The 14135-nt window shown below is 63.9% G+C and carries 12 protein-coding genes; 8 read left to right on the top strand and 4 right to left on the bottom strand.

What is annotated here, in order from left to right; genetic code table 11:
• Positions 1 to 2: 2 nt before the first annotated feature.
• The 3 genes from feaR to N805_RS03560 all read right to left on the bottom strand — a co-directional run bounded on the left by feaR (position 3) and on the right by N805_RS03560 (position 3105).
• Entirely contained in the window at positions 3 to 944 is a 942-nt protein-coding gene (gene feaR, locus N805_RS03570; RefSeq protein WP_028613297.1) for a transcriptional regulator FeaR, read from the bottom strand.
• 114 nt (positions 945 to 1058) lie between these two features.
• Positions 1059 to 1628: a DUF3156 family protein gene (locus tag N805_RS03565; RefSeq protein ID WP_028613298.1), complete on the bottom strand. Its 570-nt coding sequence runs from the start codon at positions 1626 to 1628 to the stop codon at positions 1059 to 1061.
• Positions 1609 to 3105 (bottom strand): APC family permease, encoded by a 1497-nt coding sequence (locus N805_RS03560; RefSeq protein ID WP_028613299.1) that lies wholly within the window; start codon positions 3103 to 3105, stop codon positions 1609 to 1611. Before N805_RS03560 ends, N805_RS03565 begins: the two co-directional genes overlap by 20 nt.
• Before the next feature lie 264 nt (positions 3106 to 3369).
• Here N805_RS03560 and N805_RS03555 point away from each other — a divergent pair, with 264 nt between their 5' ends.
• The 6 genes from N805_RS03555 (at position 3370) to N805_RS03530 (ending at position 10882) form a co-directional block, all read left to right on the top strand.
• Entirely contained in the window at positions 3370 to 4857 is a 1488-nt protein-coding gene (locus N805_RS03555) for an aldehyde dehydrogenase family protein (RefSeq protein WP_028613300.1), read from the top strand.
• Positions 4858 to 5034: 177 nt separating this feature from the next.
• A complete protein-coding gene (locus N805_RS03550; RefSeq protein ID WP_028613301.1) occupies positions 5035 to 6345 on the top strand; it encodes an alginate export family protein in 1311 nt (436 codons plus the stop codon).
• A 250-nt stretch (positions 6346 to 6595) separates the two neighbouring features.
• Positions 6596 to 7813 (top strand): multidrug effflux MFS transporter, encoded by a 1218-nt coding sequence (locus tag N805_RS03545; protein WP_028613302.1) that lies wholly within the window; start codon positions 6596 to 6598, stop codon positions 7811 to 7813.
• Between the two features lie 125 nt (positions 7814 to 7938).
• Positions 7939 to 9078, top strand: coding sequence for a tyramine oxidase subunit B (locus N805_RS03540; RefSeq protein WP_028613303.1), 1140 nt, complete (start codon positions 7939 to 7941; stop codon positions 9076 to 9078).
• A gap of 31 nt (positions 9079 to 9109) precedes the next feature.
• Complete coding sequence (locus N805_RS03535) at positions 9110 to 9532, top strand: RidA family protein (RefSeq protein WP_028613304.1); 423 nt, start codon at positions 9110 to 9112, stop codon at positions 9530 to 9532.
• 54 nt (positions 9533 to 9586) lie between these two features.
• Positions 9587 to 10882 carry an NAD(P)/FAD-dependent oxidoreductase gene (locus N805_RS03530; RefSeq protein ID WP_028613305.1) on the top strand — a complete coding sequence of 432 codons (1296 nt, stop codon included), beginning with the start codon at positions 9587 to 9589 and terminating at the stop codon, positions 10880 to 10882.
• 65 nt (positions 10883 to 10947) lie between these two features.
• Here the strand turns inward: N805_RS03530 and N805_RS03525 are convergent, their stop codons facing one another.
• Positions 10948 to 12993 carry a TonB-dependent receptor family protein gene (locus N805_RS03525; protein ID WP_028613306.1) on the bottom strand — a complete coding sequence of 682 codons (2046 nt, stop codon included), beginning with the start codon at positions 12991 to 12993 and terminating at the stop codon, positions 10948 to 10950.
• Positions 12994 to 13193: 200 nt separating this feature from the next.
• On the opposite strand from N805_RS03525, the gene N805_RS03520 reads away from it, so the two are divergent.
• Entirely contained in the window at positions 13194 to 13436 is a 243-nt protein-coding gene (locus tag N805_RS03520; protein WP_028613307.1) for a DUF1654 domain-containing protein, read from the top strand.
• 6 nt (positions 13437 to 13442) lie between these two features.
• Positions 13443 to 14135 (top strand): endonuclease, encoded by a 693-nt coding sequence (locus N805_RS03515; protein ID WP_028613308.1) that lies wholly within the window; start codon positions 13443 to 13445, stop codon positions 14133 to 14135.

Genomic DNA, 14135 nt, shown 5'->3' with positions numbered 1-14135 from the left:
ACTCACGCCATCGCCTGCGCCCGGTAGTCCTTCGGAGAGCGTTCGAACTGTTTCTTGAACGAGCGGCTGAAATGCGCCGAGTCGGTAAACCCCCACTTGTAGGCGATCGAGGTAATCGACTCGCTCCTGAAGAACGGGTTGGCCAGGTCATCCGCACTGCGCTTCAGGCGCGCCCGCTGAATGTAGCGGCACACGCTATCGCCCTCCTCCTCGAACAGCCGGTACAGGTGACGCACCGAGATGTTCAGGCGCCCGGCCAGGTTGGACGGGGTCAGCCCAGGCTGTGACAGCGACTCGTCGATCACCTGCTGCACGTAGCCCCGCAGGTTGGCACCGTTCAAGGCCCCAAAGTTGCCCGGCGCTTCGCCATTGCGCTCGAAGCCCGGCTCCAGCAGGGCGATGAAGGCGGTCTGCAGCGCATCACCCTGGGCGCCATCGCCGCTCACGTTACCGTCCTTGCACAGCTGGTCCATCAGCACATGCAGCATGCGCCCGCAGGCGTTGCTCGAGGAGATCTTGCCAAACATCGGGCCGCTGCCTTGCACATACTTGCGCACCTGCTCACGCGACAGGGCCAGCGAGACATGCTCGATCAGGCCGCTGGGAGTGATTTCGCAACGCCCGACCGAATCCATCAACAGCAGTTCACCCGGCGCCAGGCTGACCTGCACGCCACCCTGGGCCACGGTGGAATGCCCCGCACGCTGGCTGACCAGGAAGCAATGCTGGTCATCGTCAAGCGTGGAGTTTTCGCCCAGCCGGCGGATGTTGCCGGCGTTGGTGCGCAGGTTGGCCAGCGGCAGGCCGGCGCGGGAAAAGGTGGAAATTTCGCCGATGAACAGCGAGTGATTGGACGCAAGCTCCGTCTCGAAACGGCCGCAGATCTGCTGCATGGCCGTGGTCCAGCGTTCCAGCCCCTGACGGGTGGATTGTTGAGTATGCATGGCTGCCCTCGACGCAGGATTTTGTTGTTATGCGCACATTGTTAACATGTTATCTATGTGCGCACAACTGTCATCATTCGTCGGTAGACATAGCAAGGCGTATGCCAGGTTGCGTCAAAGACTGGGTAGCAGGGCGTTGAACTGGGCAAGGCTGGCCATCAGGTGCGCCCGCTGTTGCGGGCTGACGGGGACGTAGCGGCGAAACGCCGGCATGCGGTTGACCACTTCGCTGCCGCCCATGTGTTCCAGCGTCAGTAACCACTGGCCGTCGCGCCAGGCCAGGGTCAAGCGCTTGAAATCCAGCGGCATCAGCGCCGCCACCAGTGCTGCCTGCTGCAGCAACCGGTCACGCAGCTGGGTGAAGCGCGCCCGGTCACCCTTGCGGTACACGCAGGCCAGGCCGGTGCGGCGTAGCGCACCGGTATGGCGCAGTTCCAGGCTGACCTCGCGCCCATGCGGGGCAGGCAGCTGCAACTGGAACTCACAGGTGACGATGTGCATCAGCAGATGGGCTTCGACCCGTTCGTGCACCTTGGCTTGCCAGCCCTGTGCCGGGTCGTGCATCACCCCACCAGCCAGGCCCTGCTGCCCCAAGTTGCGCGCCAGGCATGCCAGCGTCGCCCCGGGGCGGTAACCGGAAGGCGCCCGAGGCGCCAGCAGGCGTTCACGCAAATTTCTGATCATGCAGCACGTGCTCCACGACATGGCCAGGCTCGGCGGCGAACTCTTTTTCCAGCACATCCTCCACCCGCGCCGGCTTGAACGGGTTGACCTTCTGCACGCACAGCGTCCAGAACAATGCATAGGCCGCCGTAGCGCCAAGCATGATGGCGAACGGCACATAGACATCGGCAGGGTTCATGCCTGGCGGTGTAATGAACGCCATGCCGATCAGGATACCGCTGCTGGAGAAGATCTGCGGCAACGGGAACAGCGGCGAGCGGTAGGCACGCGGCAGGTCTGGGCGGCGGATGCGCAATAGCACCACCGACAGGGTCACCAGCAGGTAGGCGGTGCTCCAAGCGCATACGGCGGCCAGCACCAGGTGCAGGATGTTGTCCGGGTTGCCGCCCAGGTACCAGGCATGCAGGCAAGGGATCAACGCCACCACCAAGATGCACAGCAGCGGCGTCTTGAAGCGCGGGTGCAGGTAGGTGAACACCTTGGGCAATGCGCCGTCGACCGCCATGCCGTAAAGAATGCGTGGCACACCGGCCATCAGCGTGTTGATGGTGGCCGCGCCGGCGAACAAGAAGCCGATACCCAGCCACACTGGGCCGATATCACCCATCACCTGTTCGGCGAAGCGCGGGATGGCCATGGGCGTGTCCAGCAGGTGCACGCCACTGGCGGCATCCAGCACCACGTTTTCCACCTGGCGCTTCATCGCAGCACCGTAGATGAACATGCAACTGGCCACACCGAACAGGCCCAGCGCCATGGCCCGCGGCAGCACCCAGGCCGAGCGGCGCAGCTCGGGCGCCAGCGGCGTGACGAACTCGCAGCCGACGAACATGAACATGGCCATGCCGACCAGCGAGAGGATGGTCATCAGGTCGGTGCCCACCAGCGACACGCCGAACGGGCCGTCCAGTTCCACTGCGGGAGCGGCGATAAGGCCCAGCACGCCGAACACCATCAAGGTGGTCCACATGCCGAAGGTGAGGACCACTTCCGCGCGGCTGAAAGCGCTGACGCCAAAGGCATTGAGCACCGCAAACGCCAGCACGAAGCACACCCCCAGCAGCCACGAGCCACCAGCGGACTCTGCCAAGGTATTGAGGTGCTCGAAGTTCACCAGCGCCATCACCCCCGACAGGATGGTTTCGGCGGTGCCGGCGAACACATGCACGATCAGGTAGGCCGACAGCGTGCCGGTGATGGCGAAGAAACGCCCCATGCCGCAGTTGATGTAGTCGTACACCGAACCTGTGGTCGGCAGGATGGCCGCGGCCTCGGCAAAGGTGGTGGACTGGGCCAGCATCATCAGTGCGGCAATGACCATGGCAACCGCAAAGGCGCTGCCGCCGATGCCAAAGCCCATGGTCGCAGTGAGGATTACCGGGCTGGCCATGATCAGCCCGACGGTGCTGGCCAGTGCGGTGGGGAAACCGACCGTGCCGCGGTTGAGGTGCTCGGTGAGCTTGTTATTGAGTGACATCGTTATGCCCCGGCTTGTTTTTGTGGCGTTGAACGAGTGATTACTGTGCGCTGCAGGTGGCATGGCGTCTTGCCAATGGCTGCCGCCGGGCTTGTTGCTGCCTGCCAGCAATCAGCTCCAGACCCTGGCGCCGCTCCTACAAGGGATCGCGCAAGGCTGATTCATAGCTTGGCAGCCACAGTCATGCACCTGTCACGCAGGCGCAAGCACCGCTCTGCCCCGCTCACTAAGCTGCAAGCTTTGGCCACCTGCCCCGGAGTCTGCATGAGCGACATCACCCTCCTACCTGCCGTCACGGCCTTTTTGGCCCGCGAGCATGGCGTGTTCATCCACGGCCAGCACCTCGCCAGCCAGTCGTCGTCGAACATTGCCGTGGTCAACCCGGCCAATGGCCAGACCATCGCCCACATCGCCGACGCCAACCAGGCCGATGTCGACCATGCCGTCAGCTCCTCGCGCCAAGGCTTTACCGCCTGGTCGCACACCAGCCCCGCCGCCCGCGCCGCAGTGCTGTTCAAGCTGGCCGACCTGCTGGAAGCCAACCGCGAAGAACTGGCGCAGCTGGAAACCTTGCAATCCGGCAAGCTCATCGGCATTTCCCGCGCCTTCGAAGTAGAGCAGGCCGCGCACTTCCTGCGCTACTACGCCGGATGGGCGACCAAGATCACCGGCCAGACCATCACCCCGTCGCTGCCCTCGTTCGCCGGTGAACGCTACAGCGCCTTCACCCTGCGCGAACCGATCGGTGTGGTGGTGGGCATCGTGCCGTGGAATTTCGCCACCATGATCGCCATCTGGAAGCTGGCCTCAGCCCTGACCACCGGCTGCAGCATCATCCTCAAGCCCAGCGAATTCACCCCGCTGACGCTGCTGCGCATTGCCGAACTGGCCACCGAAGCAGGCCTGCCGGCCGGTGCACTGAACGTGCTGACCGGTGGTGGCCTGGTGGGCAAGGCACTGATTGAGCACGCAGGTACCGACAAGGTCTCGTTCACCGGTTCCGTGCCCACTGGCATCGCCGTAGGCCAGGCTGCCATGGGCGCCAAGCTGACCCGCGCGACACTGGAACTGGGCGGCAAGAACGCGGTGGCCTTCCTGCCCGACGTGGCCGTGGACAAAGCGGTCGATGGCATCATCGAGGCCGGCTTCCTGCACTCGGGGCAGATCTGCGCCGCTGGCGAGCGCTTCTACGTGCACCGCTCGCGCATCGACCCGCTACTGGACGCCCTGTCCCAGCGCCTGGGCCAATTTAAAATCGGCTCGCCACTGGACGAGGCCACCCAGTTCGGCCCGGTGGCCAACAAGCCGCACCAGCAAAAGCTGGCCGAACTGTTCGCCATCGCCCGCGCCGAAGGCAGCCAGATCATTCATGGCGGCACGCTGGGCGACGGCCCCGGCTGCTTCGTTGAACCTACGGTCATCCTCGCCCGGTCGGCCAGCGACACCCTGCTCAACCAGGAAACCTTCGGCCCCGTGGCGACCTTCCTGCCGTATGACGACGAAGACGAACTGCTGCAACTGATGAACGCCTCGCCCTACGGCCTCAGCGCCAGCCTGTGGACCAACGACCTGGGCAAGGCCATGCGCATGATCCCGCAAATCCAGGCCGGTACCCTGTGGGTGAACATGCATACCCTGCTTGACCCGGCTGTGCCGTTTGGCGGCATCAAGGCCTCTGGCATTGGCCGCGAGTTCGGCTCGGCCTTCATCGATGACTTCACCGAGCTCAAGTCGGTGATGATCCGCTACTGATCGCCTCCCTGGCCAAGGCGTGCAAGCGTCTTGGCAGCCACGAACAAGACCCCGCCCCACCGCACACGCCCTAATAGGCCATCGCCGCCAACCGCGATGGCCCCTCGCCAGACCGAGGGTGCTCCCGAACAACAAAGGCCCCAGTGCAGGTGGCCGAGAACAATCGAGGGATGTGTAATGGTCAAACCGCAAACGCTGTCCACCCTGGCCCTGGCCACCCTGCTGGCCAGCCAGGCCGCGACGGCCATCGAGCTTTACGCGGACGATGACAGCCACTTGAACGCCGACATGCTGGCGGTATGGGGCATGTTCAACAGCCGCAAGAACTACGACGGCACCACAGGTGGTTCGACCTGGCGTGAAGGCTTTATCAAATATGGCCTCAGCGGTGACCAGGGCTTGGCCGGCAACGGCACGCTGTATGGCAGCCTGAACTGGGTGAGCTCGGCTACCTGGGGCGACGGCGATGCAGCCGGCAACACTGACGGCTCCGAACGCACCACCAAGATCGAAGACGCCTTCCTCGGCTGGCGCTCGGGCGATCTGTTCCCGGTGCTGGGCAAGGACGGCGTGGACGTTTCCGCCGGCCGCCAGACTATTCGCCTGGGCAGTGGCTTTTTGATCAACGACGACGGCCCCAATCTGGGCAATGGCGTCGCCGACGGTGCGCTGGACCGTGGTGGCGCCTACTACCTGGCGGCCCGCCATGCCTTCGACCGCACCGCGATGCTGCGCCTGGGTGGCAGCGATGGCCTGCATGGCAGCCTGCTGTGGCTGAAATCGGACAACCGCGCCCAGGCCGAAACCGAACTGGCCGCCGGCACGCTGGACTACACCCACGCCCTGGGCACCCTGGGGCTGACCTGGATTCACGGCATCGACGTCGCCGACCAGTGGGCCAGCGACTTCCAGAAAGCCCGCGAAGGCATGGACGTGTACAGCGTGCGCGGTGAAGGCAGCGCCGGCATAGACAATGCCAGTTTCGCCTTCGAGTACGCCTGGCAGGACAAGACCGACGGCCCCGAGCAAGCCTGGTACCTGCAGGCCGGCTACACCTTCGCCGACCTGCCCTGGGCACCGCAGATTACCTACCGCTACACCCGCTACTCAGCAGGCTGGGACTCGCTGTTCAGCGGCCTGTCCAGCGGTTACGGCACCTGGTTCCAGGGTGAAGTCGCCGCCAACTACGCCGGGCCCTTCAACAGCAACACCGGCATCCACCATGTGGGCGTGAAGGCGACGCCGCTGGAAAACCTCACGGTCGGCGCGCTGTACTTCGACTTCGACACCGTGCGTACCCGCGACAGCCTCAACCTCGATGCCCGGGAGCTGGACCTGTATGTGGAATGGGCAGTCAACGAGCACCTGATCATCAGCCCGCTGGTGGGCCTGTACCAACCCCGCAAGGACGAGCGCAACGGCGGCAACCAGGTGGGAGGGAATGGTACCAATGTGTATAGCCAGCTGACCGTGGCTGTGCCGTTCTGAAGCAACCACGCTAACCAACCTCTGTCTTGTGCTGCATGCGCATGACTTGAAGGCGATGCGGTCAGTGTGGGAGCGGGCATGCCCGCGAAGAAGGCGACTCGGTGTATGGCACCGGCTTTGCCGGTGTTCGCGGGCATGCCCGCTCCCACAGGAATCAGTGGCCTTGCGGAAGGGTTTGACCTTGGCCGACTCGGCGCATAACATTCGCCAACCTACCGGACGGTAGGCGAAAAATCAGCCAGAGAAAACCATGCAGAACAATCCCTCCCCTCCCATACCCTTCAGCTTCGCCCTGGGCCTTGGCCTGATCGGCGCCCTCGGCCCTTCCGCCGTCGACATGTACTTGTCGAGCCTGCCGGAAATCGCCAGCCACTATCAGGCAAGCTTCACCCGTGTGCAGCTGACACTGACCTTCTTCCTGCTGGCCATGGGTGCCGGCCAGTTGGTCTTCGGCCCCATCGTCGACGCCTATGGCCGGCGCAAACCGCTGCTGGCCGGCCTGCTGCTGTTCATCCTGTGCTCGCTCGGCGCCGCCGCGGCCCCCAGCCTCGACACCCTGATCATGCTGCGCTTCTTCCAGGGCCTGGGCAGTGCGCTGACCCTGGTGGTGATCATGAGCATGGTGCGTGATGTGAGCCAGGGCGTAGCCGCGACCAAGCTGTTCGCCCTGCTGATGACCATCGAAGGCGTGGCGCCGATCCTTGCACCCGCCCTGGGTGGCGTGATCGACGCGCATTTCGGCTGGCGCGCGGTGATGCTGGTGCTCGCCGGGATGGGCTTGGCGGTGCTGGTCAACAGCCTGCTGAACCTGCCGGAAACCCTGCCACCCAGCAAACGCGAACCCCTTCGCCTGGGCCACGCCTGCCGCACCTACCTGGCCATCCTCACCGACCGCCGCTTCCTGCGCCCGACCCTGGCAGTGGCTGCGGTGTTCTTCTTCCTGTTCGCCTACATCGGCGGTGCCACCCTGGTGTACCAGACCCATTACGGCCTGAGCGCCCAGGCCTTCGGCCTGCTGTTTGGCGCCACAGGGGTGTCGATCCTGTTCGGCGCCATGACGGCCAGCCGCCTGATCAGCCGGCTGGGCCTCAATACCCTGACTCGGGTGGGCGTGCTGTGCATGGCCGGCGGTGCCTGCTTCAGCCTGCTTGGTGCACTGACCGGCCTAGGGCTGCCAGGTGTGGCCGGCGGCATGGTGATAGCCCTGTTCGGCCTGGGGATAGCCGAATCGACGCTGATGTCGCTGGTGATGGCCTCGCAAGAAAAAGCACTGGGCTCCACCGCAGCGCTGCTGGGCGCCATCCAGCTGTCGGCGTCAGCCGGCGCAGCCCCTCTGGCCGCCGTGGTACTCAACCACGGCCCGACCGCGTGGGCCGCGCTGCTGGCCCTGTGCACCCTGGCGGTGTGCCTGCTGACTGCCCTCAGCCTGCGCGACAACCCGGCCAGCTTTTCGCTCGCTGGCCATTGAAGCCCTGGCACTGACGGTCAACTCGGCTGGCAGGCAGGCACAAGACGACCTACCAGTCGTTAGCGAAACTGGTTGCCTCGATACCAACAATAAATCCGACGGCAGCCAGCCCTGCGAGACCCGCCATGACCCTCGATACCAGAATTGACTTCATCTACCTGTCCGAGCAGGACATGATCCGCGCCGGCGTCACCGACATGCCCGCGTGTGTCGACACTATGGAAGAAATGTTCGGCCTGCTGTACCAGGGCGACTACCGCATGGCCGGCCCGAACAGCGACTCGCATGGCGCCATGATCACTTTCCCCGAGCACTCGCCGTTTCCCAACATGCCCAAGCCCACCGCCGACCGGCGCATGATGGCGATGCCGGCGTACCTGGGCGGCAGCTTCCAGACCGCAGGCGCCAAGTGGTATGGCTCCAACATCGCCAACCGCGAGAAAGGCCTGCCCCGCTCGATCCTGATGTTCACCCTCAACGATGCCGACACCGGCGCGCCACTGGCGCACATGTCGGCCAACCTGCTGTCGGCCTACCGCACCGGCGCCATCCCGGGTGTCGGCGCCCGCCACCTGGCGCGCAAGGACGCCAAGGTCATCGGCCTGGCCGGCCCGGGGGTGATGGGCAAGACCACGGTCGCCGCGTTCATGGCCGTCTGCCCGCTGATCGACACCCTCAAGATCAAGGGCCGTGGCCAGAAGAACCTGGATGCGTTTGTCGCCTGGGTGAACACCACCTTCCCGCAAATCACGCATGTCCAGGTGGTTGACACCCTGGAAGAGGTGGTGCGCGGTTCCGACCTGGTCAGCTACTGCAGCTCAGGCGAAGTCGGCGACCCCAGCCATTACCCGCTGGTACGCCGCGAATGGGTCAAGCCTGGCGCGTTCCTGGCGATGCCGGCGCCCTGCAGCATCGATGCCGGCATGGAGCAGGACGACGTGCGCAAGGTGGTAGACAACACCGGCCTCTACGAGGCCTGGTTCGAAGAGCTGCCCAAGCCTGCGCACAACCATGTGCCGCTGGTAGGCGTGCGCTTCATGGACATGATTGCCGAAGGCAAGCTGGCCGCCGAGCAGGTCGAAGACATCGGCAAGATCATCAGCGGCGACGCGCCGGGCCGCCTGCATGACGACGAAATCATCCTGATGTCGGTGGGCGGCATGCCCGTCGAAGACGTGGCCTGGGGCACCGTGGTGTACCGCAAGGCGCTCGAGCAAGGCATCGGCGTAAAGCTCAACCTCTGGGAAACCCCCGTTCTCAGCTGATCCCCCGCAACCGGATAACAAGGCAAAGCCCATGACACAGATCATCAAACTGAAAACCGGCTCCAAGTTCGAAGACATGGCCAGCTACTCCCGCCTGGTGGCGGTGGACAACTGGATTCACGTGTCCAACACCGCCGGGCGCAACCCGCACACCCAGGTCATTCCCGAGGACGTCATCGAACAGACCCACCAGGTGTTCGCCAACATCGAAACCGCCCTGGCCGCAGTCGATGCCAGCCTGGCCGATGTCATCAACTCACGCGTGTTCATCCAGGACCCTGCCGATGTACCACGGGTCATGGACGTGATCGGCGAGAAGTTCCGCGGCATCGACCCGGCCACCACGGTCACCTGCCCGCCGCTGGGCTCCACCGTTTACAAGGTCGAGCTGGAGGTCACCGCCTACCGCGGTGCGGGGCAAGCGCAAGTAACCCTGATCCGCCTTGGCCAGTGAGGCCACCGGCTGGCGCTGAGCACTCCCCCTGCACGAACAACAAAGAGTAAAGCCATGTCTCCCACGATCGCCCCTGTGCAAACCAGCACCCGCCAGCCCGACGCCACTACCGTGGTGATCATCGGTGGCGGCATTATCGGCCTCACCGCCGCACTGAGCCTCGCCGAACGCAACATACCGGTGGTGGTGCTGGAAAAGGGGCGCATCGCTGGCGAGCAGTCGTCGCGCAACCTGGGCTGGGTGCGCAAGACCAACCGCCACGCCCATGACATTCCCCTGGCACTGGCGGCTGATCGGCTTTGGGCCGAGATGCCCGCACGGGTTGGCAGCGACGTTGGCTATCGCCAAGCCGGCATCATGTTCATCGGCCGTAACGACACGCAGATGGGCATGCACGAAGGCTGGCTGAAAAGCGTCGAGGCGCTGGGGCTGGATTCGCGCCTGCTGAGCACGCGGGAAATCGCGCAGATGGTGCCGGGTGGTCGGGCGGATTGGGCTGGTGGCATCTTCACCCCCTCCGACGCCCGCGCCGAACCGACCCTGGCCGCCAGCGCCATCGCCCGAGCGGCGATTGCCAAAGGTGCGGTGGTGGTGGAGAACTGCGCAGTACGCACCCTGGTCACCGCAGCCGGCCGTGTCAGCGGGGTGGTCACCGAGCAAGGCGAAATCCGCTGCGACCAGGTGTTGCTGGCCGGTGGCCTGTGGTCGCGCAAGTTTCTCGGCAACCTGGGCATCAACCTGCCGACCTTGCCGCTGACCTGTTCCGTGCTGCGCACACAGCCATTGGACGGGCCAACCGACATCGCCGTTGGCGCACCAGACTTTTCCTTCCGCAAGCACAAGGACGGCGGCTACATCATCACTCAGCGTGGCGCGCTGGATGCCTTCCTTACCCTCGATCACCTGCTGCTGGGCAAGCGTTACCTGCCCCAGCTGCGTGCCCAGCGGGACTTTTTGCGGATCAGTTTTGGCAAATACTTCTTCAAGGACCTGGCCCTGGCCCGGCGCTGGAAGGCCACGGATATAACCCCCTTCGAGCGTGTACGGGTACAAGACCCGCACGCCAACCCGGCACTCAACGACGAGGCCATGCGCAACCTGAAAGCGGCCTGGCCGGTGTTCGAACAGGCCCGTATCGCCAGCGCCTGGGCCGGCACGATTGACGTCACCCCCGACTCCAATCCGGTCATCGGCCCGGTGGCCAGTATCCCGGGCCTGACCCTGGCCACCGGCTTTTCCGGGCATGGCTTCGGCACCTCGCCTGCGGCTGGTCAGCTGGCGGCAGACCTGGTGGCCCAGGCCACCCCGCTGATCGACCCGGCCCCGTACCGCTTCGAGCGTTTTGCCTGACACCTGTGGGAGTGGGCAAGCCCGTGCAATACACCGCGCGGCCTGCCTGGTGAGGATGTTGCCGGCTACCTGAACTGGTACTCCAACCCCGCCCCCGCATACCACGACCGCCCAGGCGCTGCCTCGTAGTAACGCCCGTTGCCGTCGCCGACAATCACCGACCCCACATACTGCCGGTCAAACAGGTTGTCCAGCCGCAGCAACTGGTGGAACGTCCAGGGCCCCACATGTTGCTCGAACCGGGCCCGCCAGTTGAATACCGCATACGCAGGTGCGGCCTTGGCGTTGTTGCTGTCGTCCACATACACCTTGCTGCGGTACTGCCCTTCAACCCCCATGCTGATGGACGACACCGGCTTCCAGACCAGCTCGCCATACAGGTTGTCCAGCGGCACACCGGGCAAGCGGTTGCCACTTTCGATGGTCTGGCTGATGTCATCGGCATAGCGGGCATCAGTGCGGGTATACACCAAGGTGGTCTGCCACTGCTCGCCCAAGTCACTTTGCAGGCTCGCCTCAAAGCCGCGTCGTACAGTACGCCCCGCATTGCGATAGCTGGTTCGACCATCCGTAGCGCTGGCAACGACGATTTCGTCATCGGTGTGAATCTCATACACCGCCGCATTCAGGCGCGTGCGCTCGCCAAGCCGGTACTTCACGCCCATTTCGTACTGCATGCTGGTGGCGGGCTTGAGGCCGAAGTTGAAGCTTTCGACCTCGCCCGGCGCATAGGCCATCTCGGCCTGCGTGGGGGTTTCGAAGCCTTTGCCGACGCTCACGTAACCGCGCAAATCAGGCGTGAACGCGTACATCACCGACAGCGATGGCGTGGCCTGCTGGTACTTCTTCGAGCCGCTTGAGTCACCGTTGGCCAGGTAGTGGTCGTCGACACGCATTTCCATGGTGCTGTAGCGCAGCCCCAGCTCACTGGTCCAGTTGCCGATTTCCCAATGCGCCTGAAGGTACGGGTCCAGGCTGGTAGCGGTGTCTTTCTCGTCACGGCGCAGCTCACCTCTGACGCCCAGTTGGTCACCGCTGAAATTCTGATAACCGCGACGGTCGTCCTTGCTCTGGTCGTAATCGGCGCCGACAGTGAAGGTGAGATTGCCGGGCACGTCCGCAACCGGCTGTATCCAGCGCAGGGTGCCGCCGTGGAACTCGCGGTCGAAGTCTACGACCCCGCCGCCACGCTGGCTGTTCGAGGCTACCGTTCTGGGGATGGACAAATACTGCACCACGCTGCGCCGCCCCGCATACAGGTTGAACTGCAGCGTGGCATCGCCAAAGTAGCGCTCGTAGTTCATGCCCAGTTGCTGGTGGTCGATGCTTTTGCGGGTGTTGTAGGTTTCGGCCACTGCCGCCGTGGAACGTGGGTCATGCTTGTAGGCATCCCAGGTCTGCCCAAGCGGGTCCTGCGTGTTGTTCTGCTCCAGGCTGCTGTAGATCAGCGCCATGCGCGAGTCTTCATCGGGCTTGAAATTGACCTTGGCGAAGGTCTGGTCACGGCGCGCAGCACTGTGGTCGCGGTAGCCATCGGTATCCAGGCGCGAGGCATCCAGTACGAACCCTGCGCTGTCGTTACCGCCCTCTGCCGAGAGGTGGTTCTTGTTGAAGCCGTCGCTGCCAAAGGTGGTTTCGGCCCCCACGCGTGCAGGCCCCTGCCCGTCCCGGGTAAACATCTGGATCACACCACCGGCGTTGCTGCCATACAGCGTCGCTGCCGGGCCGCGCAGCACTTCGATACGGTCGGCCACGTCCAGGTTCAGCGTAGCGGCCTGGCCTTGCCCGTCGGGCGTACTGGCCGGTATGCCGTCACTCAGCAGCTTGATGCCACGCACGCCGAAGGCCGAGCGTGCACCGTAACCCCGTGAAGAAATCTGCAGGTCTTGCGCATAGTTCTGCCGGTTCTGCACCACCAGCCCAGGTACTTTGCTGAGCACTTCCGACAGGTTGACGCCAAGTTGGCCATCGGTGCCGTGGGACAGGTCAACGGTATCCACCGAAAACGGCAGGTCGAATGTGCTGGTGGGCGCATAGGCACCGGTCACCACCAGCGGTGCCATGACGACTACATCGGGTGAACTGGCCTTGGCATCGCCATTGGCACTCATGCCACCTGCAAACAGCAGGACCAGGCTTGTAGATGAGGGAAAACGAGAAAGAAATCGATACATGCGCAGCTTCCAGAAATTGCCGGTATTACACCAGACCAGCAGCGGCAGCGCGAACGCAGGATTTTTCCTGGCAAGCTGTTGCGAATTTACTTACGCTGAAATACTGTATACGCATACAGCAAAACAAGGAATTTCCTGTGTCCAGCACCGCCTCCGCCACCCCGAGCAGCTATGAACAGCTGGGTGTACGCATCCAGAAGATCATCAACAGCCCCACCGCCCAGCGCAGCCGTGCGGCGCTGATCTTTCGGCTGGAACAGGAAAGCCCGGAAGATTGGGACAGCCTGCTGGAGGAGATCGCAGAAAACGACAACGTCACACTCGCCCACCGCGACGATGGCGGCGTGCAGATTTTCTGGACTGTGCCGAAGGAAGACTGACCACGCATGAGAGTTTCGCTTTTTGCGGCAGCCTGCCTGTTACTGACCACTCCACTTGTGCAAGCCGATGCCCCACGCACCTTCCAGGAAGCCAAGAAGGTCGCCTGGAAGCTCTATGCGCCGCAATCGACCGAGTTTTATTGCGGCTGCAAATACAAGGGCAACAAGGTCGACCTGGCGTCCTGCGGCTATGCCCCTCGCAAGAATCCCCAGCGCGCGTCACGCATCGAGTGGGAACACATCGTACCCGCCTGGCAGATCGGCCATCAGCGCCAGTGCTGGCAGAGCGGCGGGCGTAAGCAGTGCTCGCAGCATGACGAAGTGTACAAACGCGCCGAAGCCGACCTGCACAACCTGGTGCCAAGCATTGGCGAGGTCAACGGCGACCGCAGCAACTTCAGTTTCGGCTGGCTGCCGGAACAACGCGGCCAGTATGGCAGCTGCCTGACCCAGGTCGACTTCAAGGCCAAGAAGGTGATGCCACGCCCGTCGATCCGCGGCATGATCGCCCGCACCTACTTCTACATGAGCAAGCAGTACAACCTGCGCCTGTCCAAACAGGACCGGCAGTTGTTCGAGGCCTGGAACAAGACCTACCCGCCGCAGGTATGGGAGCGCCAACGCAACCAACAGGTGGCCTGCGTGATGGGGCGGGGCAACGAGTTCGTGGGGCCGGTCAACCTCAAGGCGTGTGGTTGA

Source organism: Pseudomonas putida S13.1.2 (assembly GCF_000498395.2).
In the GTDB taxonomy this organism is placed as follows: Bacteria; Pseudomonadota; Gammaproteobacteria; order Pseudomonadales; family Pseudomonadaceae; genus Aquipseudomonas; species Aquipseudomonas putida_Q.
The sequence above is the reverse complement of the archived record's forward strand: the minus strand, read 5'-3'. Positions and strand labels throughout refer to the sequence as shown.